This window comes from Saccharothrix saharensis (assembly GCF_006716745.1).
GTDB lineage: Bacteria > Actinomycetota > Actinomycetes > Mycobacteriales > Pseudonocardiaceae > Actinosynnema > Actinosynnema saharense.
Map to the genome: position 1 here is coordinate 4,416,645 of NZ_VFPP01000001.1, position 25,115 is coordinate 4,441,759.

Genomic DNA, 25,115 nt, shown 5'->3' on the forward strand with positions numbered 1-25,115 from the left:
ACCATGGACGCGTGGACAAGGGCACTTCGGTTCGACTGCTCGTGGTGGACGACGAGCCGCACATCGCGGACCTCGTGGCGACGGTGGCGCGGTACGAGGGGTGGCAGGCGGTGACCGCGGGCAGCGGTGAGGACGCGTTGCGGGCCGCGGCCGACTTCCACCCGGACATCGTGGTGCTCGACCTGATGCTGCCCGACCTGGACGGCTTCACCGTGCTGGACCGCCTGCGCGCGGTCGGGGCGATGGTGCCGGTGGTGTTCCTCACCGCCCGTGACGGCACGGCCGACCGGGTCGCGGGCCTGACCCGCGGCGGTGACGACTACCTGGTCAAGCCGTTCTCGGTGGAGGAGCTGATGGCGCGGCTGCGGGCCGTGCTGCGGCGGTCGACCGGGCCGACGTGGAAGCGGTCCGTGCTGAAGGTGTCCGACCTGGCCCTGGACGAGGACACCCGCGAGGTGCGCCGCGGCGGCCGGTTGATCACGCTCACGCCCACCGAGTACGAGCTGCTGCGCTACCTGATGCGCCGCTCCCCCGCCGTGCTGACCAAGGCGCAGATCCTCGACCACGTGTGGGAGTACGACTTCGGCGGCCGGTCCAACGTGGTCGAGCTGGTCGTCTCGCACCTGCGCCGCAAGCTGGACGACGGCGGCGAGCCGCTGATCCACACCGTGCGCGGCGTGGGGTACGTGCTGCGGCGAGCCGCTCGGTGACGCGCCGCCGGCTGCGCCTGGGCACGCGCCTGGCACTGGGCCTGGGCGCGTTGGCGCTGGCGGTGTTCGCGGTCGTCGGCACGGTGATGGCGCGGAGCATGCAGGAGTACCTGGAGCACCGGCTCGACGCGTCCATGGAGAGCACGCAGGTTTCGCTGAAGAAGGACTTCGCCAAGAACGGCACGGTCAAGGGCAAGGCGTACGGCTGGTACTCGATCGTCTACGACGTGCGCGACGGCACGGCGACGCCGAAGAACCGGGAGGACCTGCCCGCCGACGCCGACGAGCTGTCCGCCGTGGCGCTGGAGGTCGACGGCCGCGCCCCGGTGTACCGGACCGAGTACCTGCACGGCGACGGCACGTACCGGCTGCGCGGCTGCGTGGTGTCCGACGGGGTGGTGCTGGTGAGCGCGGCGCCGATGAACGACATCACCACCACGGTGCGGCAGCTCGTGATCGTCGAGGTGGCCGCGTTCCTGCTGGCGCTGATCGCGTTCGTGGTGATCGGGCGGGCGGTGCTGCGGCGCGGGTTGCAGCCGTTGAGCGACATGGCGCGGACCGCGCACGACATCACGTCGCACGACCTGACCGACTCGGCCCGGCTGCCGGTGCGGGCGGAGGGCGGCAGCGGCGGTGTGGAGGTCGAGGAGCTGCGCACGGCGTTCAACACGATGCTGGACCACATCGACACGTCGCTGGCCGCGCGGACCGCCGCCGAGCAGCGGTTGCGGCGGTTCATCGCGGACGCCTCGCACGAGCTGCGCACCCCGTTGACGTCGATCCGGGGTTACGCGGACCTGTTCCGGTACGCGGCGGCGAACGCGCCGCGGGAGCGGGAGGCGCACCTGGAGAAGCTGCGGTCGGAGGCGGCGCGGATGAGCGTGCTGCTGGACGACCTGCTGCTGCTCGCCCGGCTGGACTCGGCGGAGGTGGAGACGCCGTTGCGGATCGCCGACGGCGACCTGGCGGCGTTGGCGCGGGAGGCGGCGGACGCGTTCCGGGCGGCGCACCCCGGGCACCCGCTGACGGTGACCGTGCCGGACGAGCCGGTGCGGTCGGCGTTCGACCCGCTGCGGCTGCGGCAGGTGGTGGACAACCTGCTCACCAACGCCGCCGTGCACACCCCGCCGGGCACGGCGGTGTCCGTCTCGGTGTCGGTGCGCGACGGGTCGGCCGTGCTGCGGGTGGCCGACACCGGGCCCGGCATCCCGGCCGCCGACCGGTCCCGGATCTTCGACCGGTTCTACCGCGTGGACGACTCGCGCACGCGCGACCGCGGCGGCAGCGGGCTGGGGCTGGCGGTGGTGCACTCGCTGGTCGCCGCGCACGGCGGCACGGTGGAGCTGACCAGCCGGCCGGGCTCCACCGCGTTCACCGTGACGTTGCCGCGCTAGCCGGCGTTGGACGACTCGGCCCACAGGTCGATGCCCGAGTCGACCGCGTGCACGTCGATCCGCTCCAGCTCGTCGTCGGTCAGCGGCGGGCCGTCCAGCGCGGCCACGTTCGCCTCCAACTGCTCGACGCCGCTCGCGCCGATGAGCACCGACGTGACCCGGTCGTCGCGCAACGCCCAGGTCAGCGCGAGCTGCGCGAGCGACTGGCCGCGGGACGCCGCGATCTCGTCCAGGGCCCGCACGTGCGCCAGGTTCGCCTCGCTGAGCAGGTCCTCGGACAGCGACTTGCCCTGCGTGACGCGTGAGCCCGCCGGCACGCCGTGCAGGTACTTGTCGGTCAGCATGCCCTGCGCCAGCGGCGAGAACGCGATGCAGCCGACGCCCAGCTCGCCCAGCGCGTCGAGCAGGTCGGTCTCGATCCAGCGGTTGAGCATCGAGTAGGACGGCTGGTGGATCAGCAGCGGCACGCCCGCCGAGCGCAGCAGTTCCGCCGCCTCCCGGGTCTTGGTCGCCGAGTAGGACGAGATGCCGACGTAGAGCGCCTTGCCCTGCTGCACCGCGCTGACCAGCGCGCCGACCGTCTCCTCCAGGGGCGTGTCGGGGTCGAACCGGTGCGAGTAGAAGATGTCGACGTAGTCGAGGCCGAGCCGGGACAGCGACTGGTCCAGCGAGGACAGCAGGTACTTGCGCGATCCCCACTCGCCGTACGGTCCGGGCCACATGTCGTAGCCCGCCTTGGTGGAGATCACCAGCTCGTCGCGGAACGGCCGCAGGTCGTCGGCCACCATCCGGCCGAAGTTGACCTCGGCCGAACCGTAGGGCGGCCCGTAGTTGTTGGCCAGGTCGAAGTGCGTCACGCCGAGGTCGAACGCCCGGCGCACGATCGCCCGACCCGTCTCGTAGGGCCGGTCGTCGCCGAAGTTGTGCCAGAGGCCGAGCGACACGGCGGGCAGCTTGAGCCCGCTGCGCCCGCACCGCCGATAGGTCATCCGGTCGTACCGCGAGGCGTCAGGGAGGTAGGACACCTCCCCACCTTGGCACGCGCGGCTGCCGTTTGCCGGGTAGGGGAACGGGACGAAGTTGCTCTTTTCGGACCGTATTCGGTCGATCGCCCGATCATCCGCCAGGTGTGTCCGGACATCGGTGTCCGGGCGCCCGGGCCCCTGCGTCCGGACGTGCGAGCGGAAAGAGATCAGATGCGTCCCTCACTCAGACGCGGCACGCTGTTGGCGGTCGCCGCCCTGACCGCCTCGGCCGTGCAGTTCACCTCGCCCGCGGTCGCCGCCCCTGCTCCCGCGGCCGCGCCGTGCGGTCCCCTCGACGTCGCGTTCGTCCTCGACGACACCGGCAGCATGGGCGGGGCCATCGCCAACCTGAAGACCGGCATCAACGCCATCGTCAACGACGTCGTCGCCGCCTCGGGCGGCGACTACCGGCTCGGCCTGGTGACGTTCAAGGACAACGTCACCGTGCACGCCAACTTCGCGTCCGGCAACGCGGCGGCGGTGACGAACTACGTCACCAACACCCTCGCGGCGGGCGGGGGCGGCGGCGAGCCGGAGGCGTCCGACGAGGCGCTGAACACCGTCGTGAACAACCTGCCCGCGGCCGGCCGACCGCAGAACGTCGACTTCAACGGCGCCTGGCGGTCGAACGCGACGAAGTTCGTCGTGCTCGTGACCGACGCGCGGCCCGGCGGGTTCGACGACGCGCACACCGCCGCGGACGTCACCAACGCCGGGCAGCGGGCGAACGACGCGCTCGGCAAGGGCATCAAGATCTCGCCCGTGTACGTGCCGACGTCGTCGGCCTTCACCGCCACGATCACGCCGATCATGCAGAACTACGCCACGACGACCGGCGGCGTGTCCACGCAGACGACGTCCACCGGCGCGGGCACGGCGGACGCGATCCGCAAGCTCCTGTCGGACTGCCGGCAGACCGACGTGGTCATCCGCGACCAGGTGACCGACACCGGCGCGGAGCCCAACCCCAACGGCACGGTGTGGAACAGCCCGGACATCAAGGTCTGCCCGTCCCTGGGGGACTGCGCGGGCATCCAGCCGGTCGTCGGCGGGACGAACTTCATCCACGTGAAGCTGAACAACGCCTCGGCCGCGAGCACCGGCACGCTGAAGGTCTACCGCACGCCCGCGGGCGGCGGCACGACGTGGAACAACGCCACCAACGGCGACTGGGTCTACATCGGTGAGCAGGCGCTGTCCGTGCCCACGGGCGGCGCGGTGGCGAAGATCCCGTGGACGAACGTCCCGGGGCCGGGCCACTTCTGCCTGCTGGCGCGCTGGGTGTCGGCGACCGACCCGATGACGTTCGCCGAGGGGCCGAACACCGCGCTGAACACCAAGAACAACAACAACATCGCGTGGAAGAACCTGCAGACCGTGCGCGGCAAGGTGTTCGAGCCGGTGAAGTCGTGGTTCACCCTGGGCAACGCGACCGGCCGGGAGGCCAAGACCGACCTGGTGCTGACCGGTGAGAAGCCGGTGGCGGGCGCCGTGGTGATCGACCTCGGGCCGCGCCTGTTCGAGCGCTGGCGCGCCGGTGGCGGCCAGGCCGAGGGCGTGAAGCAGGTCGGCGAGACCGCGTTCCAGTTCGACTCGAAGCGGTCGGCGCTGCTCGGCGTGCCGCTGCAACCGGGCGAGCGGTACACCGCGGAGCTCACCTTCACGCCCGAGGCGCCGGGTGACTACCTGACCACGCTGGTCCAGTTCGTCGAGGGCGAGGACCACGGCGGCGTGGCCTACCGGGTCATCACCGACCGGGGGTGACGCACGACGCGGCCCGTGTCCCTGGGGGGGCGCGGGCCGCGTCCCGTTCCGGCGGCGATGACGGGCCCGGCGGCTCCGACCCGCTCCCCCGAATGCGTGTGGAACAGTGGGCAACGCCATGCACAGCCGGGGGAGGGACCGCATGTCGACGCGTGCCGCCGTGGAGGAGTTGTTGCGCAGGATCGGCGAAGGGGATGCCGACCGCATCGCCGAGCTGTACGCCGACGGGGCGGACTGGAAGCTGGACTGGCCGGAGCGGGAGCACGGCCGTGCCGCCACGCCGTGGATCCGCCACCGGTCCACGCGCGCCGACGCCGCGGCCCACTACCGCGAGATCGCCGAGCACCACGTCGCGGACCGGGCGGCGACGGTGGTCGAGCGCATCCTGGTGGACGGTGAGCACGCGGTGGTCCTGGGCGAGATCCGCCAGACGGCCAAGCCCACCGGTCGCGGGTACCGGGCGCGGTTCGCCCTGCACCTGACCGTCGAGAACGGGCTCGTGACGCGGCACCACGTCTACGAGGACAGCCTCGCGGTCGCGCGAGCCTTCGAGCCCGACCGCTAGGTCCGTCGGCCACCCCGCTGGTCGGTGGTCACCCCCGGGCGGGCGGACGAGGCACCGACCGAGACCCGGTATGATCATGAAACTTCACCACGATCCCGGGTTTCCCCAGGTCACTGCCCATGGAATGGAGCCGGTGGCGGGACTTGAACCCGCAACCTTTCGCTTACAAGGCGAGTGCTCTGCCAATTGAGCTACACCGGCGCGGCCCGGAGGCCGGGAACATCGTAAGCGCCCGCACGGGGTGCCACCTGCGGCGAACGGTCTGCTCACGGTGGGCCCGCGTTGGTCCATCCGGAGGTCGCGGTACCGTCCGGGTGGCCCCGGGGCACCGCAAAACCCCTGGCCAGCGACGTCAACAGTATTCGACGGACAGTGATCGACTCACCTGGTCCAGGTAGCCCTTCCAGGGGTGGCGAGGGACACAGCCACGGATCCGGCACGGTCGGGCGTGGCGGGGCGATCGAGGGAGGTGGCGCCGGGTGCGGCTGTGGCGTCGGCGGGTGCCGGGCACCGAGCGGGCGCGGCCCGTGGAGGGACCGTCCCTTCCGGACGACTCGACCGTCCACCTGGTGCTCGACCTCGCGCTGCGGGTGGGCGAGGCGCAGATGGCGGGCGGTGCGGGCGCGGCCGACGTGACGGCCACCATCCTGGCGGTCACCACCGCGTACGGCCTGCCGCACACCGAGGTGGACGTGATCTACACGTCGATCACCGTGTCCTGCCACCGCGGCACGGAGGCCGCGCCCGTGACGTCCATGCGGGTGGTGCGCGGGCGCAGCGTCGACTACACCCGGCTCGCCGCCGTGGAGAACCTGATCCGGCGGATCACCTCCGACGGCGTCACGGCCGCGGACGCGGTCGCGGAGATCGAGCGGATCAGCCGCGCCGACCACCCGTACCCCCGCTGGGTGGCCACGGTCGCGTGGGCGGGCATGGCGGGCGCGGTGGCGTTCCTGGTCGGCGGCGGTCCGCTGCTGGCGGCGACGGCGGCGCTGGTGACGGCGACGATCGACCGGGTCGGGCGGGTGCTCAACCGGCGCTCGCTGCCGTTCTTCTTCCAGCAGGTGGTCGGCGGCGCGCTGGCCACGTCGGTCGCGCTGGCGATGTACGCGACGGACCTGCTGCCGACCGTGCGGCCGTCGTTGCTGATCGCCACCGGGATCGTGGTGCTGCTGTCCGGGTTGTCGCTGGTCGGCACCGTGCAGGACGCCATCACCGGCTACAACGTCACCGCCGCCGGCCGCACGGTGGAGGTCGCGCTGCTCACCGCGGGCCTCATCGCGGGCATCGTGCTGACCCTGCGCGCCGGCGTGCAGCTCGGTGTGCGGACCAGCGTCTCCGACCCGCTGCCACCGCTGATCTCGGACGTGCCGATGCAGTTCGCGGCGGGCGCGGCCACCTCGGCGTTCTTCGCCCTGGCGAGCTACGCGCCGGTCCGCGCGCTGCCGATGGCCGCCGCGGCGGGCGCGGTGGGCACGACCAGCTACGGCCTGCTCACCCTCACCGGCACGAACGCCATCGCGTGCGCCGCCGTCGCGGCCACCGTGGTCGGCTTTGGCGGCAAGATCGTGTCCCGCCGGTTGCGCATGCCGCCGCTGCTGGTCGCGGTGGCCGGCATGGTGCCGCTGCTGCCCGGCTGGACCACCTACCGGGGCCTGTACCAGCTCACCGCCGAGGGTGACGCCGCCGGCCTGTCGACCCTCGTGCTGGCCGCCGGCACGGCGCTCGCGCTCGCGAGCGGCGTCGTCCTGGGTGAACATTTGGGGCGTCCGGTCCGCACCGGCCTCGGCCGGCTCGCGGCCCGTTCCCGGCGGTGATCGCCTGAACACCGCGTTTCCACGTGAGATCGCCCACCTGACGCTCTTTCGTCAAGTCAACACAGTGTGACGGGAGTGACGAGAGGGCATCCAACCTGCGCGTTCCCACTAACCTCGACAGTGGGCGAGACGAATCCCTTAGGAGGCGCTACCCGGTGAGCAGCATTGGCGAGAACGGCGCGGATTTCCTGGTCGTGGCCAACCGCCTGCCGGTTGACCTGGAGCGCCTGCCCGACGGCACGCAGCGGTGGAAGCACAGCCCCGGCGGCCTGGTCACCGCCCTGGAGCCGTTCCTGCGCACGCACAGCGGCGCGTGGGTGGGCTGGCCCGGCATCGCGGACGCCGAGGTGGACGCGTTCGAGGAGGACGGCCTCCAACTGCACCCCGTGGCGTTGAGCGCCGCCGAGGTCGCCGACTACTACGAGGGCTTCTCCAACGGCACGTTGTGGCCGCTCTACCACGACGTGGTCGCGCCGCCCGCCTTCCACCGGCGCTGGTGGAACGCCTACGTGCGGGTCAACCAGCGGTTCGCCGACGTGACCGCGAAGGTCGCCGCCCAGGGCGCGACGGTGTGGGTGCAGGACTACCAGCTCCAACTGGTGCCCGCGATGCTGCGCGAGCTGCGCCCGGACCTGCGCATCGGCTTCTTCCTGCACATCCCGTTCCCGCCGGTCGAGCTGTTCATGCAGCTGCCGTGGCGCACGGAGATCATCCGCGGGCTGCTCGGCGCGGACCTGGTCGGCTTCCACCGGCCCGGCGGCGCGCAGAACTTCCTCTGGCTGGCGCGGCGGCTGGTCGGCCTGGAGCCGAGCCGCGGCGCGGTCGGCGTGCGCACGCGGCCCGGTGTCGTCCAGGTCGGCGACCGCACGGTCCGGGTCGGGGCGTTCCCGATCTCCATCGACTCGGCGGGACTGGACGCGCTCGCGCGGGACAAGGAAGTCCAGAAACACGCGAAGCAAATCCGCGAAGACCTCGGGAACCCGAAGAAGATCCTGCTCGGTGTGGACCGCCTGGACTACACCAAGGGCATCGACGTGCGCCTGCGTGCGCTGTACGAACTGCTCGCCGACGGCCGCGTCGACCCCGGCGAGGTCACCATGGTGCAGCTCGCCACGCCCAGCCGCGAGCGCGTCGAGCACTACAAGCAGATGCGGGGCGAGATCGAGCAGGCGGTCGGCCGGATCAACGGCGAGTTCTCCACCGTGGGCCACCCCGTGGTCCACTACCTGCACCAATCGGTCAACCGGCGGGAGCTGACCGCGTTCATGACGGCCGCCGACGTCATGGTCGTGACCCCGGTGCGTGACGGGATGAACCTCGTCTGCAAGGAGTACGTCGCCACGCGCTACGACCTCGGCGGCGCGCTGGTGCTCTCGGAGTTCGCCGGCGCGGCGGCCGAACTCACGAGCGCGTTCCTCGTCAACCCCCACGACCTGGACGGTGTGAAGAACGCTCTCGAAGCCGCCCTCACGCTGGATCCGGCCGAAGGCCGCCGTAGGATGCGCGCGCTGCGCCGCCAAGTCCTCACGCACGACGTCGACCGATGGGCTCGATCGTTTCTTGATGCCTTGGGCGCGTAGTTCGCGATCTGAATCAGTTCAGATCCCATCCACCGACCTTGTCCCACCGAGCATTGAGGAGGGGCGTTGACCGCCGAGGCCCTCCCCGCCGAACTTCGTCGTGCGATCGTGCAGTTGGCACGCACACCGCGCCTGCTGGTCGCCTGCGACTACGACGGGACATTGGCTCCGATCGTGGCCAACCCAGAGGACGCCCGTCCGCTGCCCGAGTCGGTGGGCGCCCTGCGCTCCCTGGCCGGACTGCACGAGACGACGACCGCGGTGATCTCCGGGCGCGCCCTGCGCGACCTGGCGACGCTGTCGCGCCTGCCGTCCGAGGTGCACCTGGTGGGTTCGCACGGATCCGAGTTCGACGTCGGTTTCGTGCACGCGCTGGACGCCGACGCCAAACAACTGCACCGCCGCCTGGAAACCGAGCTGGAAGGCGTCGTCGCCGGCCACGAGGGCGTCGGCCTGGAGGTGAAGCCCGCGAGCATCGCGGTGCACGTGCGCCGCGCCGACCAGGCCGTGGGCGAGCGCGTCCTCGACGCCGTGCGCACCGGCCCGGCCACCTGGGACGGCGTGCAGGTCACCGAGGGCAAGGCCGTGATCGAGCTGGCCGTGGTGCAGACGGACAAGGGCCACGCCCTGGACGTCCTGCGGCACCGCGCGTCGGCGACCGCGGCCGTGTTCGTCGGTGACGACGTGACCGACGAGAAAGCGTTTGCCCGGCTGTCCGGGCCGGACGTCGGCATCAAGGTCGGCGACGGCGAGTCGCTGGCCGAGTACTCCGTCGGCGACACCCTCGACGTGGCCACCGTGCTGGCGTTCCTGCTGGAGGAGCGCCGGGCGTGGCTGCACGGCGACCAGGCCGTGCCGATCGAGCGGCTGACCATGCTCGCCAACGAGCGGTCCGTCGCGCTGCTCACCCCGGACGCCCGGCTGAACTGGCTGTGCCACCCGGAGCCGGACTCGGCGGCGGTGTTCGCCGACCTGCTCGGCGGGCCCGCCGCGGGCCACTTCTCGATCAAGCCGGAGCACGGCTCGCTGCCCCTGGGCCAGCGGTACGTGCCGGGCACCATGATCGTGGAGACCCGCTGGTCGCGGCTGCTGGTCACGGACTACCTCGACCACGACCTGGCCTCGCACCGCACCGACCTGGTGCGGCGCATCTCCGGCTCGACCAACGCGGTGATCACGTTCGCGCCCCGGCCGGAGTTCGGCCAGGTGCCGGTGCGGCTGCTGCGCGAGCGCGACGGCCTGCGCGTCGTCGGCACGTCGGACCCGATGGTCCTGCGCTCCCCCGGCGTGGACTGGCAGATCACCTCCGACGGCATCCAGGAGACCGCGACGGCCGTGGTGCGGCCCCGCGAGGGCGCGCCGATCCTGCTGGAGCTGCGCTGCGGCACGGACGACCTGTCCGAGGCCACGCTCGGCGAGCCGGAGCGGCGGGCGCGGGCCGGTGCGTTCTGGTCGGACTGGGCGGCGACGCTGAAGCTGCCCCCGGTCGAGTCGGACCTGGTGCTGCGGTCGGCGTTGACGTTGAAGGGCCTGGTGCACCACGACACCGGCGCGATCATGGCCGCCGCCACCACCTCGCTGCCCGAGGAGCTGGGCGGCATCCGCAACTGGGACTACCGGTACTGCTGGCTGCGCGACGCGGCGCTGACCGCCCAGGCGCTGGTGTCGGTCGGGTCGCTGGGCGAGGCGGAGTCGTTCCTGGGGTGGGTGCACGGGGTGCTGTCGACCCTGCCCGGCCCGGAGCGCCTGCACCCGCTCTACACGTTGCAGGGCACCATGCTCGGCGCCGAGGCGGTCATCGACACGCTGCCCGGGTACGCCGGGTCGCGGCCGGTGCGCGTCGGCAACCTGGCCAACCAGCAGGTGCAGCTGGACGTGTTCGGCCCGGTGGTGGACCTGGTCGTGCAGCTCGCCGACGCGCGCGGCTCGTTGACCGACCAGGACTGGCTGATGGTGCAGGCGATGGCGGAGGCGGTCGCCCGCCGCTGGCACGAGCCCGACCACGGCATCTGGGAGGAGCGGCACGCGCCGCGCCACCACGTGTACTCGAAGGTCATGTGCTGGGTGACGCTGGACCGGGCGGTGAAGCTGGCCGAGGTGTACGGCCGGGAGATCGACCCGTCGTGGCCGGTGCTGCGCGACACCATCTCCAACGACGTGCTCAAGCACGGGTGGAGCGAGGAGGCGCAGTCGTTCACCACCGCCTACGACGGCGACGACCTGGACGCGGCGTCGCTGCACGTCGGGCTGTCGGGGTTGATCGACCCGGCGGACGACCGGTTCCAGGCCACCGTGACCGCGATCGAGGCGGAGCTGCGGTCCGGGTCCACGGTGTACCGGTACCGGCGGGACGACGGCCTCCCGGGTGACGAGGGCGGCTTCCACCTGTGCGCGGCGTGGATGATCGAGGCCTACCTGCTCACCGGGCGGCGCACCGAGGCCGAGGAGCTGTTCGCGCAGATGGTGGACGCGGCCGGGCCGACCGGTCTGCTGCCCGAGGAGTACGACCCGATCGCGGAGCGCTCCCTGGGCAACCACCCGCAGGCCTACAGCCACCTGGGCCTGATCCGCTGCGCCCAGCTGCTGGCGGCCGGGCGCTAGTCGCTCGTCGCGCAACCGGCGTCCCCCTGGTCAAGGGGGGCGCCGGTTGCGCTACTTCTTCAGCTTGAGCAGGTTCAGCGCTTCGTGCAGGTCCTGGGCGACGAGCGCCCGCGTGCCCTGCGGCAGCGGGCCTGCGTCCGGCGGCACCAGCGCCTTGGTGAACCCGAGCCGCGCGGCCTCGGTGAGGCGGCGGCCGACACCGCCGACGCGGCGCAGCTCGCCGGACAGGCCGACCTCGCCGACCACGACGAGGTCGTGCGGCAGGGGCAGGTCCGTGGCCGCCGAGGCGACGGCCAGCGCCACCGCCAGGTCCACCGCGGGCTCGACCAGCCGCATGCCGCCGACGGTGGCGGTGAACACGTCCTTGTTGCCCAGGCCGACCTTGCCGCGCTTCTCCAGCACCGCGAGGACCATGGCCAGGCGCGCCGAGTCCAGGCCGCTCACCGCGCGGCGCGGCGCGGGCAGCGCGGTCGGCGTGACCAGCGCCTGCACCTCGCCCAGCATCGGCCGCTTGCCCTCCACGACGACCGTGACGGCCGTGCCGGACACCGCCTGCTCGCGGCGGTGCAGGAACAGCCCGGACGGGTCGGGCACGCCCGCGATGCCGTCGTCGCGCAGCTCGAAGCAGCCGACCTCGTCGGCCGGCCCGAACCGGTTCTTCACGCCGCGCAGCAGGCGCAGGGTGGAGTGCCGGTCGCCCTCGAACTGCAGCACCACGTCCACCAGGTGCTCCAGCACGCGCGGCCCGGCGACCGAGCCCTCCTTGGTGACGTGGCCGACCAGCACGACCGGCAGCCCGCGCTCCTTGGCGACCGCGATCAGGCCCGCGGTGACCGCCCGGACCTGGCTGACCCCGCCCGGCGCGCCGTCCACCGCCGGCGAGGACATGGTCTGCACCGAGTCCACGATGAGCATGCTCGGCTTGACGGCGTCCACCTGGCCGAGGACGGCGGAGATGTCGCTCTCGGCGGCCAGGTAGATCTCGTCGTGCAGGTTCCCGGTCCGGTCCGCCCGCAACCGCACCTGCCCCGCCGACTCCTCGCCGGTGACGTAGAGGCAGCGGCCGACCGACAACGCCCACTGGTGCGCGACCTCCAGCAGCAGCGTCGACTTCCCGACCCCGGGCTCACCGGCCAGGAGCACCACCGCGCCCGGCACCAGGCCGCCGCCGAGGACCCGGTCGAGTTCGAGGACCCCGGTCGACACGGCCCGCGCGGACTCGATGTCGACCTGCGCGATGGGCCGCGCCTCGGAGCTCGGCGTGCCGGCGAGGAAGCGCGGCGCGGCCGACACCCCCCGCTCCTCCACCGTGCCCCAGGCCTGGCACTCCGGGCACCGCCCGACCCACTTCGCCACCTCGTGCCCGCACTCGGCGCAGCGGTACGTCGGCCTGGCCACCCGTGCTGTCTTCGCCACGCCCGGGAGGCTATCCGGCACCCCCGACAACGCCCGGACCGCCGGTGCCCACCGGCGGAACGAGAAGCAGGGGCCCCCGGTCGGGGACCCCTGCTCGGCGTCGCGTGGTGGTGCGCGGAGCGCTCAGTGCTCCGAGGGTGCGTCCTGGCGCGGCTCCGGGGTGGCGCCGATCGGCAGGTCCAGGGTCAGCTCGCCTGCCTTCTCGAACAGGAACGTGACCCGGATCGTCTCGCCGGGCCGCAGCGGCTTCTTCAGGCCCTTCAGCACGATCTTCACCACGCCCGGCTCCGTCGGGTCCACCGAGGACGGCAGCTTCGTGCCCGTGGTCGGCGGGGCCGAGATGGACGTGCCGCTGCCCGAGGTGGGCGTGACCGTCCCCGTGGTCGTGGTGGCCGTGCCCGAGCCGGCCGGCGTGGGGGTGGTGGTCGTCGTCGCCGTGCCGTGCGAGTCGGACGGCGCCTGGGAGCCGGACGGCGAGGAGGACGACGTCGGCTTGGTCGTCGTCGACGCGTGGCTGCCCGCGTCGTCCTGGTCCGCGCCGGAGATGATCACCGAACCGGGCTCCAGCCGCGAGTCGCCGGTGATCCCGGCGGGCGCCGAGCCCTCGCTGGTCACGCCGATCAGCGTGTCCGCCTCGGTGCCGTTGTTGGCGATCACGACGATGATCGGGGCGTCGTCACCCTGCTCGTAGGAGCCGTGCGCCACCGGGAACAGGAACTGCGCGTCGCGGACGGCCACGTCTCCCACCTGCCCGCTGGCCCCGTTGACGGCGGCCACCTGCGTGTCCGTCTGCGTGACCTGACCTGCGCTGCAACCTGCGGCGGCCAAGCCGAGGCCCGTCGCCAGGGCGGCCACGACGGCCAGGCGGCGCGGCGCTGGGTACTTCTGGAGTGCGCGACCCACGGCTGCTCGGATCCTTCCCGGTGTGCTGACGAGGCGGGTCGTACCCGGTAGTAACGGGTCCGACCACCAGTCCAGGAGCCTAACGGGGCGCGCCGGGACCTGCGGCACGTGGTGCCCCACACCACCCCGGGAGCCCGCCGCGCGCGTCCACAGTGGAGCAAGATCGACCTCGGGCGTTGCATGCGACCGGGTGATTTGTCAACCCCCCACGCGGCCCTGACCAGCGCTAACTGATCTCAACGGGCCGAAGAGGGGATTGCTCGGCGTGTTAGGATGGGGTTAGCGAAAGGGGCAGAGGACACATGGTTTTCAAGGTCGGAGAGACCGTCGTCTACCCGCACCACGGTGCCGCTCTCATCGAAGCAATCGAGACCCGTGTGATCAAGGGCGAGGAGAAGAAGTACCTCGTCCTCAAGGTTGCCCAGGGCGACCTCACGGTTCGCGTCCCCGCCGACAACGCCGAGATCGTGGGCGTTCGTGACGTCGTCGGCCAGGAGGGTCTTGACAAGGTCTTCGAGGTCTTGCGTGCTCCCCACACGGAGGAGCCGACCAACTGGTCCCGGCGGTACAAGGCCAACCTCGAGAAGCTCGCGTCCGGTGACGTGAACAAGGTGGCCGAAGTGGTGCGCGACCTCTGGCGGCGCGAGAAGGATCGCGGTCTGTCCGCTGGTGAGAAGCGGATGCTGGCGAAGGCTCGACAGATACTGGTTAGCGAACTGGCGCTGGCCGAGGGCACCGACGAGGACAAGGCTGAGGTCCTCCTCGACGAGGTCCTGGCTACCGCGTCCTGATCGTTCCACCCGACAAACCGGAAACCGCGAACATGGGTGTGGTCGCGCTCGTGCCCGCGGCGGGCCGGGGTGAGCGCTTGGGCTATGGCATGCCCAAGGCGCTCGTGCCGGTCGACGGCGTTCCGCTGCTCGTGCGTGCGGTGCGCGGCCTGTTCGCCTCGGGTCGCGTCCAGCACGTCGTGATCGCCGCGCCGCCGTCCGATGTGGACGTTGTGAGTACTGTCACCGCCCCGTCGGCCCCAGCCGGCGGGGCGGTGCACGTCGTGGCCGGTGGCGCCGAGCGGTCGGACTCGGTGCGCCTGGCCCTGACGTACGCCCTGCGTGAGATCGGCGACACTTCGATCGTGCTCGTCCACGACGCGGCCCGCGCGTTCACCCCGCCGGCCGTGGTCGAAGCCGTCGTGGACGCCGTCGCCGCAGGTCACCCGGCCGTCATCCCGGTGCTGCCGGTCGCCGACACGGTCAAGCAGGTCGACGCGGACGGCGTGGTGCTCGCCACACCGGACCGCGCGGCGCTGCGGGTCGTGCAGACGCCCCAGGGCTTCGACCCGGCCGTCCTGCTGCGCGCGCACGACGCCGCCCGCCGGGCCGGTCTCGGCGCGACGGACGACGCGGGCCTGGTCGAGCGGCTGGGTGTGCCGGTCGTCACCGTGCCGGGTCACCCCGACGCCATGAAGATCACCACGAAGTTCGACCTGGCGGTGGCCGAGGCGCTGCTGGTCGGCGGAGGAGCACCGTGATACCCAGGGTGGGCATCGGCACGGACGTCCACCAGGTCGAAGCGGGCCGCGAGTGCTGGTTGGCGGGCCTGCGCTGGGACGACGCGGACGGCTGCGCCGGGCACTCGGACGGTGACGTGGCCGCCCACGCGCTGTGCGACGCGCTGCTGTCCGCCGCGGGCCTGGGCGACCTGGGCGCGGTGTTCGGCACGAGCGACCCGCGCTGGTCCGGTCGGCACGGCGTGGAGTTCCTGGCCGAGGTGCGCCGGCTGGTCGAGGAGGCCGGCTACCGGGTGGGCAACGCCGCCGTGCAGGTCATCGGCAACGCGCCCAAGATCGGCAAGCGCCGGGACGAGGCGCAGGGGGTGCTGTCGGCGGCGGTCGGCGGCCCGGTGTCGGTCAGCGGCACGACCACCGACGGCCTGGGCCTGACCGGGCGCGGCGAGGGCATCGCCGCCGTGGCGACGGCGTTGGTCGTCCCGCTGGCCTGAGCCGCATGGCGGTCACCCTCAGCGCGGCCACGCGCGCCTTGGTCGACGAGCGCAATTACTGCGTCCTGGCCGCGGTCAATCCGGACGGCAGCCCTCAGACATCGGTGGTGTGGGTGACGCGGGACGGCGACGACCTGCTGTTCTCGACGCTGCGCGACCGCGCGAAGGAGCGCAACCTCCGCCGCGACCCGCGGGCCGGCGTGAGCGTGTGGAGCGGCACCGACCCGGAGGTGTACGCCGAGATCCGCGGCACCGTGACGATCACCGAGGACACGGGGCGTGCTCTCGCGAACGCCCTGTCGCTCAAGTACACGGGCGAGGACTTCCCGGCTGACGCGCCCGGTCGGGTCCGCGTGGTGCTGCGCCTCACGCCGACGAAGGCCACCGGCAACGCCGCCTGACCCCGCGCCCGCCGGGCCGCGGTGCTTCCCGGTCTGCGGGATGCCCCACACCTCCGATGTTCGGATCCCGTAACGTGCGTTATGTGACGATCCGCGCCGTGCTCTTCGACTTCTCCGGCACCCTGTTCCGCTTGGAGCACGACTCGCTGGCCGCCCACGCCGAGCTGATGCGCGCGCTCACCGCGCCGGTCGGCGTCGCCGACGGCCTGGACGTCGACCCCGAGCAGTGGGAACGCCGCGACCTCGACCCCGACTCGCACCGCGAGCTGCACCTCGCCGTGCTGGCGAAGGCGGGCGCGAAGGACCCGGCGCGGTTCTACGCCGACCTGTGCAGCCCTCCGTTCTGGCAGCCGTACCCGGACACCGCGCAGGCGCTGGGCACCGAGCTGCCGACCGCGGTGGTCAGCAACATCGCCTGGGACATCTCCGCCGTCTTCGCACGCCACGGCGTCGAGAACCGGGTGGACGAGTTCGTCCTGTCCTACCGGGAGGGCTTCGCCAAGCCGGACCCGAAGCTGTTCCGCATCGCCTGCGACCGCCTGGGCGTGCACCCCACCGAGGCGCTCATGATCGGCGACAGCGCGGAGGCCGACGGCGGCGCGGCGGCGATCGGCTGCTCGGTCGAGATCGTCGAGCCGCTGCCGACCGGCAGCCGCCCGGACGCTCTGCTGCAGGTCCTGCGCAAGCACATCTGACCGGGCGATTCAACCCCGTCCGGTCACCGCCCGTACCATCTTCACGTGAGCCTCCACCTGTTCGACACCGCGACCCGGTCCATGCGGGAGTTCGTCCCGCAGGTCAGCGGAACGGCGTCGATCTACGTCTGTGGGGCCACGGTGCAGGGGGTTCCCCACATCGGCCACGTGCGCAGCGGCCTGAACTTCGACGTGCTGCGGCGCTGGCTGGCCCGGGACGGCTCGACCGTGCGGCTGGTGCGCAACGTCACGGACATCGACGACAAGATCCTCGCCAAGGCGACCGAGCACGGCGCGCGGTGGTGGGAGTGGGCCTACCGGCACGAGCGTGCGTTCGATGCGGCCTACGACGCGCTGGGCTGCCTGCCCGCCTCGTACTCGCCGCGCGCCACCGGCCACGTCACGCAGATGGTCGACCTGATGGAGCGGCTGATCGAGAAGGGTCACGCGTACGCCTCCGACGGCGACGTGTACTTCTCGGTGACGTCGTTCCCCGAGTACGGCGAGCTGTCCGGGCAGAAGCTGGACGAGGTGCACCAGGGCGAGTCCGCCGCGACCGGCAAGCGCGACGCGCGCGACTTCACGCTGTGGAAGGCGGCGAAGCCGGGCGAGCCGTCGTGGCCGACGCCGTGGGGTCCGGGCCGGCCGGGCTGGCACCTGGAGTGCTCGGCGATGGCGACCGCGTACCTGGGCGGGACGTTCGACATCCACGGCGGCGGCATCGACCTGATCTTCCCGCACCACGAGAACGAGCAGGCGCAGTCGCGCGCGGCGGGCGACGGGTTCGCCCGGTACTGGATGCACAACGCGTGGGTGACGCTCAGCGGCGAGAAGATGTCGAAGTCGCTGGGCAACACGGTGTCGATCCCGGCGATGCTGGAGCGGGTCCGCGCCCCCGAGCTGCGGTACTACCTGGTCGGGCCGCACTACCGGTCGGCGATCGAGTACTCGCCCGAGGCGTTGGACGAGTCGGTGTCGGCCTACCGGCGGATCGAGTCGTTCCTGCGGCGCGTGGTCGAGCGCACCGGCGCGGTCGGCGCGGAGGGCGAGCTGTCGCCCGCGTTCGTCACGTCGATGGACGACGACATGGGCACGCCCGGCGCGTTGGCCGCGATCCACAAGCGGCTGCGCGAGGGCAACACGGCCCTGGAGTCCGGTGACGACGCGGGCGCGCGGGCGGCCGCCGGGTCGGTGCGGGCGATGACCGGCGTGCTCGGCCTGGACCCGCTGTCGCCGCAGTGGCACGAGGCCGCGGCGGGCGGCGCGGGCAGGCACGCGCTGGGCGTGCTGGTGGAGCGGCTGCTGGAAGAGCGGTCGCAGGCCCGCAAGGACAGGGACTTCGCGCGCGCGGACGCGCTGCGCGACCACCTGCTGCTGGCCGGTATCGCCGTCGAGGACACCCCCGACGGTCCGTTGTGGACGTTGAAGGACGACTGAGCTCGTGGCTGGTAACTCCAAGCGCCGGGGCGCCATGCGCAACCCCGGCTCCAAGAAGGGCGCGGTCGTCGGTTCCGGCGGGCAGAAGTCGAAGGGCTTGCAGGGCAAGGGCCCGACGCCCAAGGCGTCCGAGCGGCCGAACCACCCCGCGTACAAGCGCGCGAACGCCGCGGCGAAGGCCGAGCAGGTTCGCGCGCAGCGGCGCAAGGCCGCCGAGAACGGGCCGGAGACGGTGGCCGGGCGCAACCCGGTGGTCGAGTGCCTGCGGGCGGGCATCCCGGCGACGGCGCTGTACGTGGCGCTGGGCATCGACGCGGACGACCGGGTCGCCGAGGCGGTGCAGCTGGCGGCCACCCGCGGCATCTCGGTGCTGGAGGTGCAGCGCGGCGAGCTGGACCGGATCACCGGTGGCGCCATGCACCAGGGGCTCGGCCTGCAGGTGCCGCCCTACGAGTACGCCGAGCCGCGCGAGCTGCTCAAGATCGCGAACCAGTCCGGGACGCCGCCGCTGCTGGTGGCGCTGGACGGGGTGACCGACCCGCGCAACCTCGGCGCGGTGGTGCGGTCGGCGGCGGCGTTCGGCGCGCACGGGATCGTGCTGCCGCAGCGCCGTTCGGCGGGGATCACGGCGGTGGCGTGGCGGACCAGCGCGGGCACGGCGGCGCGGATGCCGATCGCGGTGGCCACGAACCTGACGCGCCAGCTCAAGGAGTGGGCCGAGGCCGGGCTGATGATCATCGGCCTGGACGCGGACGGCGACGTGGACGTGGACGGGCTCGACCTGGCCACCGGCCCGCTGGTGGTCGTGGTCGGCTCGGAGGGCCGGGGTCTGTCGCGCCTGGTGAAGGAGACGTGCGACCAGACGGTGTCGATCCCGATGGCCGCGGGCGTGGAGTCGTTGAACGCCTCCGTCGCCGCGGGCGTCGTGCTGGCCGAGGTGGCCCGCCGCCGTCGCCTGGAGATCCGCGGCTGACCCGCCCCCACCGATCCGCGCTCCGCGGGGGCCGCCGAGGAGGCCCCCGCGGGTGTGAGGTGGACCGGTTTGTCGGTGATCCGGTCCGCGGGCGGGTGGGCGGCGGATAAGGTTCGCGGCGATGTCCTTCGCCAGCCCGCTGTTCCTCTGGTTCTTCCTGCCGGTCGTGCTCGCGACCGTCCTCGTCACGCCCAGGAACTGGCGCAACGGCGTGGTCGCCGTGGCGAGCCTGCTGTTCTACGTCTCCGGCGCGGGCGGCACGACGGTGCTGCTGCTGGTCTGCATGGTGGGCAACTACCTGGCCGGGCGGCGGCTGGAGCCGGGCGCACCGGGCGACCGCAGGCTGGTGCTGGTCGGCGCAATCGCGCTCAACCTGGCCGTGCTGGTCGTCTGGAAGTACGCCGGGTTCGCCACCAGGCAGCTGCACGACATCGCCGCCGTCGTCGGCGCGGACCTGCCGGTGGTCGAGCTCGCGCTGCCCATCGGCATCTCGTTCTACACGTTCCACCACATCTCGTACGTGGTCGACGTCTACCGCGGTGAACGGCCCGCGCTGCGCGAACCGGTCGCGTTCGTCACCTACATCGCGATGTTCCCGCAGCTCGTGGCCGGCCCGATCGTGCGGTTCCGGGAGATCGCCGACCAGCTGCCGCAGCCGCGCGTGCACCGCTGGGACGACATCGCGGCGGGCTTCCCCCGGTTCGCGCTCGGGCTGTGCAAGAAGGTCATCATCGCCGACTCGATCGCGCCGCTGGTCGACGCCTGCTTCGCCACCCCGGCCGACGAGATGACGACGTCCATCGCCTGGGTCGGCGCGATCGGCTACGCGCTGCAGCTCTACTTCGACTTCTCCGGCTACTCCGACATGGCGATCGGGCTCGGCCGGATGCTGGGCTTCCGGCTGCCGGAGAACTTCGCCCGGCCGTACTCGTCGGTCACCATCACCGAGTTCTGGCGCCGCTGGCACATGTCGCTGTCGCGCTGGTTCCGCGACTACGTCTACATCCCGCTCGGCGGCAACCGGGGCGGCGTGTGGCAGACCTACCGGAACCTGTCGATCGTCTTCGTGCTCACCGGTTTCTGGCACGGCGCCAACTGGACGTTCCTGGTGTGGGGTTTGTTCCACGGCGGGCTGCTCGTGCTGGAGCGCCGTTTCGGCTGGGATTCCGCGCCGGCGACCACGCGTGCCCGAATTGCCCGGCGCGTCCTGACCATGCTGCTGGTGGTAATCGGCTGGGTGTTCTTCCGGTCCGCCGACCTCGGTACGGCGTTCACAATCATCGGCCACCTGCTGTCGCCGGATTTCGGCGGGTTGACTGAAACGGTGGCCGCCGCGGCGACCAATCAACGCATTGTGCTGCTGGTGCTCGCGCTGGGGATTGTCGTGCTGCCGGACCACCCGGTGAGCGGGCCTTACCTGGAAGCCTCCCGGGACAAGATCGCCACCGCGGCCCGGGTCTCGTTGATGACCATCGGTGTCGGCTACGCGGCGATCCTGGTGGCGAGCGGCACGTTCAGCCCGTTCCTGTACTACCAGTTCTGAAGATCGATCCGCGGGTCACGTTCCACAATTGACGCTTGACCCGGTCCGGAGGCGCGTCGGCGACCGCAGGAACGCACTGGCCCGGTCGGACCAGCCCTGCCGTGCCCAATGGGGCCCCTGGTCGACGTAGGGTAGGCGAGGATTGCTCACGCCGTGTCACCTACCGTCAACTGTCAAGAATAAGTGGCCGGTTTTTCGCCGTTGTAACTACTTTATGTAACCGACCTGCTCCGTTCGGGTACACAGTGTGGTAGGACAGAGATTGCAGATCCGGCAGCTTCTACCGTGCTAACCGAGGGAATTGTTACTTCGGGTGGGGGTAACGTGACTCACTCATCGGGGCCGACCAACCTGGGGGAGTTGTGACTTCCGGGGGGACCGTCCGCGCGCTCGTGGGCAACCGCGAGTTCCGCGGCATGTGGATCGGCTCGACGGTGTCCACCGTGGGCGACCAGCTCGCGGCGGTGGCGCTCTCGCTGCTGGTGTTCGAGCGCACCCAGTCCGCCGCGTGGACCGCCCTGACGTGGTCGTTGACGCTGTTCCCGCCGCTGGTCTCCGGGCCGTTGCTCGGCTGGCTGGCGGACCGGTTCCCCCGCCGGACGGTGATGGTGTGGTGCGCGTGGCTCCAGGCCGCCCTGGTGGCGCTGATGGCCATCCCCGGCGCGCCGCTGTGGCTGATGATCGTGCTGCTGGTCGTCGTGCTGATGATCTCGTCGCCGTTCCTGGCCGCCCAGGAGGCGAGCCTGCCGCACGTGCTGCCGGACAAGCGCTACGACGACGGCGTGGCCCTGTTCGGCACGTCGGTGGACGTCGCCCAGATGGTCGGTCTCGCCGCCGCGGGCTTCCTGGTCACCAACACGAGCGCCAACATCGCGCTCGCCATCGACGCGGCCTCGTTCGTGTGGGTGGCGGTCCTGGTGCAGCTGTCGGTCAAGCACCGGCCCGCGGCCGACCCGCGCGGCACGAAGCGGGACCCCGAAGGCCCCAAGGGCGCGTTCACGCTCCTGGTGACCGAACCCCGGCTGCGCAGCCTGATGGGCATGCGCCTGCTGGCCGGCCTCGCCATGGTCCCCGAGGGACTCGCCGTGCCCCTGGCGGCGAGTCTGGACGCGGTGTGGGCCGTCGGCCTGATCCTGGCCATCGAGCCCGCCGCCAACGTCCTCGGCGTGGCCGTGCTGTTCCGGGTGGTGCGCGATCCCGCGAAACGCGAGCGGCTGATCGGCCCGCTCGCCATACTGTCCTTGGCCCCACTGGTCATGTTCGCGCTGAACCCGAACCTGACCTGGACCATCGCACTGCTGGTGATCGCCGGGATGGCCGGCGCGTACCACACGCCCGCACGCTCGGCGTGGATGCGCATCCTGCCGGACGCCTACCGCGGTCGGGCGTACGGCATCGGCCGTGCCGCGCTGCGCTCGTCGCAGGGCGGCGGGATGGCGCTGGCCGGTGTCGTGGCCCACTCGATCGGCTCGGTGACCGCGACCATCGCGGGTGCAGGCGGCATCGGGCTACTGCTCGCCACCCAGGCGACCGTAGCCTGGCGACGGGCCCGCACCCGGAACGATCCGAAGGCGGTGGCGATCTGAAACGGACTCATCACATATCGCGATTGTCAAACATGAAGGACCCCTCGGCTGCGGCCCGCTAGCCCGCGGGCACGTACGGTGAACATTCGGTCCGGGATGGAGGGAGCGGCTCACATGTCGCGGTTGCGCATGGCGAACACCTCCTCAGTGCGCATCTCGGGCACGGACGTGCCGCTGCGAACGGCGTTCGCCACGCGGCGCCGGGCAGAGGGTAGGGGGTCGTGGTGAAGAACAGTTTGACTGACCAGGAGGCCTCTGCGGCAGTCGGCCGGCCCTCGATTCGCAACTGGGATGTGTGGACGTTGCGACCGGCCGCCCTGGTGTACTTCTTCTTCATCGAATCGGCGGTAGCGGCTGCCGCCATTTGGCTGCTCACCGGACTCGGTTCGGTTTCCGACGCGGACTGGCAGCGGTTCGGCGCGGTGATGTTCGCCATCACCGTCCACCTCATGATCGTTCGGCGGGCCGAGGAGTCGCGCCGCAACGAGTCCGCCGGTCCGCACATCGACCTGACGTCGGTCTGGACGTTCGCCGCCGCCATCGCCCTGCCGGGCGCGCTGGCCGTGCTCGCCACGGTCTGGATGCGCATCCTGATCCAGCCGATCGCGCGACGGCAGCCGTACCGGTTCGTGTTCAGCTCCGCGAGCATCCTCGGCGGCACCATGCTGGCGTGGGCCGTGGTGCACCTGTCCGGGACGTCGCTGCTCGCGACCGGCAGCATCCCCACCGACCTGGGCCTCGTGCTCGTGCTCATCGTGGCCGGGGTGGTCAACTGGGGCGCGCAGGGCATGAACATCGCGATCGCGTTGAAGATCGTCACGCCGCACACCCGCATCCAGGAGTTCCTGGGCTCGCGGGCGGACAACATGCTGGAGCTGAGCACGCTCGGCGCGGGCGCCATGCTCGGCATGCTGATGACCACGCACTGGGTGGGCCCGCTGCTGCTGGTGTTCCCGGTGATCCTGGTGAACGCGCTGCTCTACCACGCGGCGCAGCGGCGGGCGCACCTCGAGCGGCTGCTGCGCGAGCAGGAGCAGCTCCAGGCGCGGCTGGCCGAGGACGCGCACACCGACTACCGGACCGGGCTGCTCAACACCAACGGCCTGGCCGAGTACGCGGGCAGGCTCACCGACCGGTGCCGCCACGACAACCAGCCGGTGACCGTGCTGGCCATCGACCTGGACCACTTCAAGCGGATCAACGACACCTGGGGGCACCCGGCGGGCAACGCCGTGCTGGCCGAGGTGGGCCGGATCCTGCGGGAGAAGCTGCGGCCGGGCGACGTGGCCGGGCGCGACGGCGGCGAGGAGTTCGTCGTGGTGCTCGCCGACACGGGCCTCGCGCAGGGCACGGCCATCGCGGAGCGGGTGCGCGAGGCGATCGGCGAGATGTCCGTGGTGACCACCGACAAGCACCGCAACACGGTGACGCTGCGCGGGCGGAACCTGCCGCTGACGCCGGAGGGGCCGGAGGTGCGCGCCATCTCGGCGTCCATCGGCGTGGCCGTGCTGCCGGACAACGGCGACTGCCTGCAGGACGCGCAGCACTGCGCGGACGCGGCGCTGTACGCGGCCAAGGAGAACGGGCGCAACCAGGTGCGGGTCGCCGGCGGCGAGATCCGGCTGCTGCCCGCGCCTAGGGTCGACCAGCCGGTCGCGGACGGGGCGACCGAGCAGCAGGAAGCCGCCGGAGCCACTCGCACCGCGTAAACCGGGCAGGGCGCCTCCGCGGCCACGGCGCGAGGTCGCGGCACGCGCGCGACGGCCCCGGGCGCGACCGGCCGCCCTACCGCTACCGCGGTGGTCGACCAGCGTGGCCCTGCTGTCCATGGCACCTGTCGTCTCCACGCGGCCCGTGGCCGGGCCTTCGGCACCCCTCCTGGCCATATACCCAGTTTCGGCAGGCTCTAAACGTGCTACTGGACCCTTTGCCGCTTGCCGCCCACCAGGCGGCACACCAGGTAGATCAGGAAGGACACGGCGGTCACGAACACGCTGACAGGCATGCCCAGGACCAGCGACAACGCCATGCCGACCAGAGCGGACACCTCGGCGAACACGACGGCGAGCACGGTCGCCCGCACCGGGCTCGCGGTGATCCGCACGGCCGCCGCGCCCGGGGTGATCATCAGCGACAGGACGAGGAGCGCGCCGACGATCTGCACGCTCAACGCCGTGGCCACGCCCACCAGGACGGCGAAGACGACGGCCAGTCCGCGCACCGGGACACCGCGCGCGACGGCCACGGCCGGGTCGACGCTGGCGAACAGCAGCGGCCGCCAGGTGAACGCCAGCACGGCCAGCACCGCGACCGACGCGCTGACCAGCAGCCACAGGTCCGTGGAACCGATGCTGACGACCTGGCCCACGAGCAGGCCGAACTTGTTGGCCGTCCGCTCCGTGTTCAGGTGGAGGAACAGCACACCCAGCCCGAGCCCGAAGGCGAGGATCGCTCCGATCACCGAGTCGCGGTCGGAGTCGCGCCTGCTCAGCAGCCCCAGCAACAGCGCGGCGACCAGCGAGCCCACCAACGCGCCGTACCCGACCCCGACGCCGATCAGCAGGGCCGCCGCACCACCGGTGAACGCGAGTTCGCTCGTGCCGTGCACGGCGAACGCCATCTTGCGGGTGACCACCAGCGGACCCAGCACCCCGGCGAGCAGGCCGAGGACGGCCCCGGCCACGAGCATGTCCCGCACGAAGTC

The 25,115-nt window shown here is 71.9% G+C and carries 21 protein-coding genes and 1 tRNA gene; 17 read left to right on the plus strand and 5 right to left on the minus strand.

Annotation, left to right across the window (positions count from 1 at the left end):
- Positions 1 to 11 precede the first annotated feature (11 nt).
- A complete protein-coding gene (locus tag FHX81_RS19215) occupies positions 12 to 710 on the plus strand; it encodes a response regulator transcription factor (RefSeq protein WP_141979480.1) in 699 nt (232 codons plus the stop codon).
- Positions 707 to 2,104 (plus strand): sensor histidine kinase, encoded by a 1,398-nt coding sequence (locus FHX81_RS19220; protein ID WP_246107885.1) that lies wholly within the window; start codon positions 707 to 709, stop codon positions 2,102 to 2,104. The genes FHX81_RS19215 and FHX81_RS19220 overlap by 4 nt, the downstream gene beginning before the upstream one ends.
- Here FHX81_RS19220 and mgrA read toward each other — a convergent pair.
- Positions 2,101 to 3,129 (minus strand): L-glyceraldehyde 3-phosphate reductase, encoded by a 1,029-nt coding sequence (gene mgrA, locus FHX81_RS19225; RefSeq protein WP_141979481.1) that lies wholly within the window; start codon positions 3,127 to 3,129, stop codon positions 2,101 to 2,103. The two genes, FHX81_RS19220 and mgrA, sit on opposite strands and share 4 nt — an antisense overlap.
- A 171-nt stretch (positions 3,130 to 3,300) precedes the next feature.
- On the opposite strand from mgrA, the gene FHX81_RS19230 reads away from it, so the two are divergent.
- Both FHX81_RS19230 and FHX81_RS19235 read left to right on the plus strand, forming a co-directional pair.
- A complete protein-coding gene (locus FHX81_RS19230) occupies positions 3,301 to 4,893 on the plus strand; it encodes a vWA domain-containing protein (RefSeq protein ID WP_141979482.1) in 1,593 nt (530 codons plus the stop codon).
- Between the two features lie 142 nt (positions 4,894 to 5,035).
- Entirely contained in the window at positions 5,036 to 5,458 is a 423-nt protein-coding gene (locus FHX81_RS19235) for a nuclear transport factor 2 family protein (protein ID WP_141979483.1), read from the plus strand.
- Positions 5,459 to 5,583: 125 nt separating this feature from the next.
- Here the strand turns inward: FHX81_RS19235 and FHX81_RS19240 are convergent.
- Positions 5,584 to 5,659: transfer RNA gene (locus tag FHX81_RS19240), tRNA-Thr, on the minus strand.
- A 278-nt stretch (positions 5,660 to 5,937) separates the two neighbouring features.
- On the opposite strand from FHX81_RS19240, the gene FHX81_RS19245 reads away from it, so the two are divergent.
- The 3 genes from FHX81_RS19245 to otsB all read left to right on the plus strand — a co-directional run bounded on the left by FHX81_RS19245 (position 5,938) and on the right by otsB (position 11,456).
- Entirely contained in the window at positions 5,938 to 7,275 is a 1,338-nt protein-coding gene (locus tag FHX81_RS19245) for a threonine/serine exporter family protein (RefSeq protein WP_141979484.1), read from the plus strand.
- A gap of 155 nt (positions 7,276 to 7,430) precedes the next feature.
- Positions 7,431 to 8,855: an alpha,alpha-trehalose-phosphate synthase (UDP-forming) gene (locus tag FHX81_RS19250; protein WP_141979485.1), complete on the plus strand. Its 1,425-nt coding sequence runs from the start codon at positions 7,431 to 7,433 to the stop codon at positions 8,853 to 8,855.
- Positions 8,856 to 8,921: 66 nt separating this feature from the next.
- On the plus strand, positions 8,922 to 11,456 hold the full coding sequence (otsB, locus tag FHX81_RS19255; RefSeq protein WP_141979486.1) for a trehalose-phosphatase: 2,535 nt from the start codon (positions 8,922 to 8,924) through the stop codon (positions 11,454 to 11,456).
- 51 nt (positions 11,457 to 11,507) lie between these two features.
- On the opposite strand, the gene radA is transcribed toward otsB, so the two are convergent.
- Positions 11,508 to 12,872, minus strand: coding sequence for a DNA repair protein RadA (gene radA / locus FHX81_RS19260; RefSeq protein ID WP_141979487.1), 1,365 nt, complete (start codon positions 12,870 to 12,872; stop codon positions 11,508 to 11,510).
- 123 nt (positions 12,873 to 12,995) lie between these two features.
- The gene (locus FHX81_RS19265; protein ID WP_141979488.1) at positions 12,996 to 13,775 is read right to left on the minus strand and encodes a copper chaperone PCu(A)C domain-containing protein; all 780 of its coding nucleotides are present in this window, start codon (positions 13,773 to 13,775) and stop codon (positions 12,996 to 12,998) included.
- A gap of 302 nt (positions 13,776 to 14,077) precedes the next feature.
- Between FHX81_RS19265 and FHX81_RS19270 the strand changes: the two genes are divergently transcribed.
- The 10 genes from FHX81_RS19270 (at position 14,078) to FHX81_RS19315 (ending at position 24,120) form a co-directional block, all read left to right on the plus strand.
- Positions 14,078 to 14,566, plus strand: coding sequence for a CarD family transcriptional regulator (locus FHX81_RS19270; protein WP_012782996.1), 489 nt, complete (start codon positions 14,078 to 14,080; stop codon positions 14,564 to 14,566).
- A 32-nt stretch (positions 14,567 to 14,598) separates the two neighbouring features.
- Complete coding sequence (gene ispD, locus FHX81_RS19275) at positions 14,599 to 15,306, plus strand: 2-C-methyl-D-erythritol 4-phosphate cytidylyltransferase (protein WP_141979489.1); 708 nt, start codon at positions 14,599 to 14,601, stop codon at positions 15,304 to 15,306.
- Entirely contained in the window at positions 15,303 to 15,776 is a 474-nt protein-coding gene (ispF, locus tag FHX81_RS19280; RefSeq protein WP_246107886.1) for a 2-C-methyl-D-erythritol 2,4-cyclodiphosphate synthase, read from the plus strand. The genes ispD and ispF overlap by 4 nt, the downstream gene beginning before the upstream one ends.
- Positions 15,777 to 15,781: 5 nt before the next feature.
- Entirely contained in the window at positions 15,782 to 16,177 is a 396-nt protein-coding gene (locus FHX81_RS19285; protein ID WP_141979490.1) for a PPOX class F420-dependent oxidoreductase, read from the plus strand.
- Positions 16,178 to 16,260: 83 nt separating this feature from the next.
- Positions 16,261 to 16,872 (plus strand): HAD family hydrolase, encoded by a 612-nt coding sequence (locus FHX81_RS19290; RefSeq protein WP_141979491.1) that lies wholly within the window; start codon positions 16,261 to 16,263, stop codon positions 16,870 to 16,872.
- 45 nt (positions 16,873 to 16,917) lie between these two features.
- Complete coding sequence (gene cysS, locus FHX81_RS19295) at positions 16,918 to 18,309, plus strand: cysteine--tRNA ligase (protein ID WP_141979492.1); 1,392 nt, start codon at positions 16,918 to 16,920, stop codon at positions 18,307 to 18,309.
- Between the two features lie 4 nt (positions 18,310 to 18,313).
- Positions 18,314 to 19,282, plus strand: a complete 969-nt coding sequence (rlmB, locus tag FHX81_RS19300) for a 23S rRNA (guanosine(2251)-2'-O)-methyltransferase RlmB (RefSeq protein WP_141979493.1) — start codon at positions 18,314 to 18,316, stop codon at positions 19,280 to 19,282.
- 121 nt (positions 19,283 to 19,403) lie between these two features.
- Entirely contained in the window at positions 19,404 to 20,825 is a 1,422-nt protein-coding gene (locus FHX81_RS19305) for an MBOAT family O-acyltransferase (protein ID WP_141979494.1), read from the plus strand.
- 362 nt (positions 20,826 to 21,187) lie between these two features.
- Positions 21,188 to 22,411, plus strand: a complete 1,224-nt coding sequence (locus tag FHX81_RS19310) for an MFS transporter (protein ID WP_141979495.1) — start codon at positions 21,188 to 21,190, stop codon at positions 22,409 to 22,411.
- A 293-nt stretch (positions 22,412 to 22,704) separates the two neighbouring features.
- Positions 22,705 to 24,120, plus strand: a complete 1,416-nt coding sequence (locus tag FHX81_RS19315; protein ID WP_246107887.1) for a GGDEF domain-containing protein — start codon at positions 22,705 to 22,707, stop codon at positions 24,118 to 24,120.
- A 206-nt stretch (positions 24,121 to 24,326) separates the two neighbouring features.
- Here FHX81_RS19315 and FHX81_RS19320 read toward each other — a convergent pair whose 3' ends face one another.
- Positions 24,327 to 25,100, minus strand: a complete 774-nt coding sequence (locus FHX81_RS19320) for a metal ABC transporter permease (protein ID WP_141984019.1) — start codon at positions 25,098 to 25,100, stop codon at positions 24,327 to 24,329.
- Between the last annotated feature and the right edge of the window lie 15 nt (positions 25,101 to 25,115).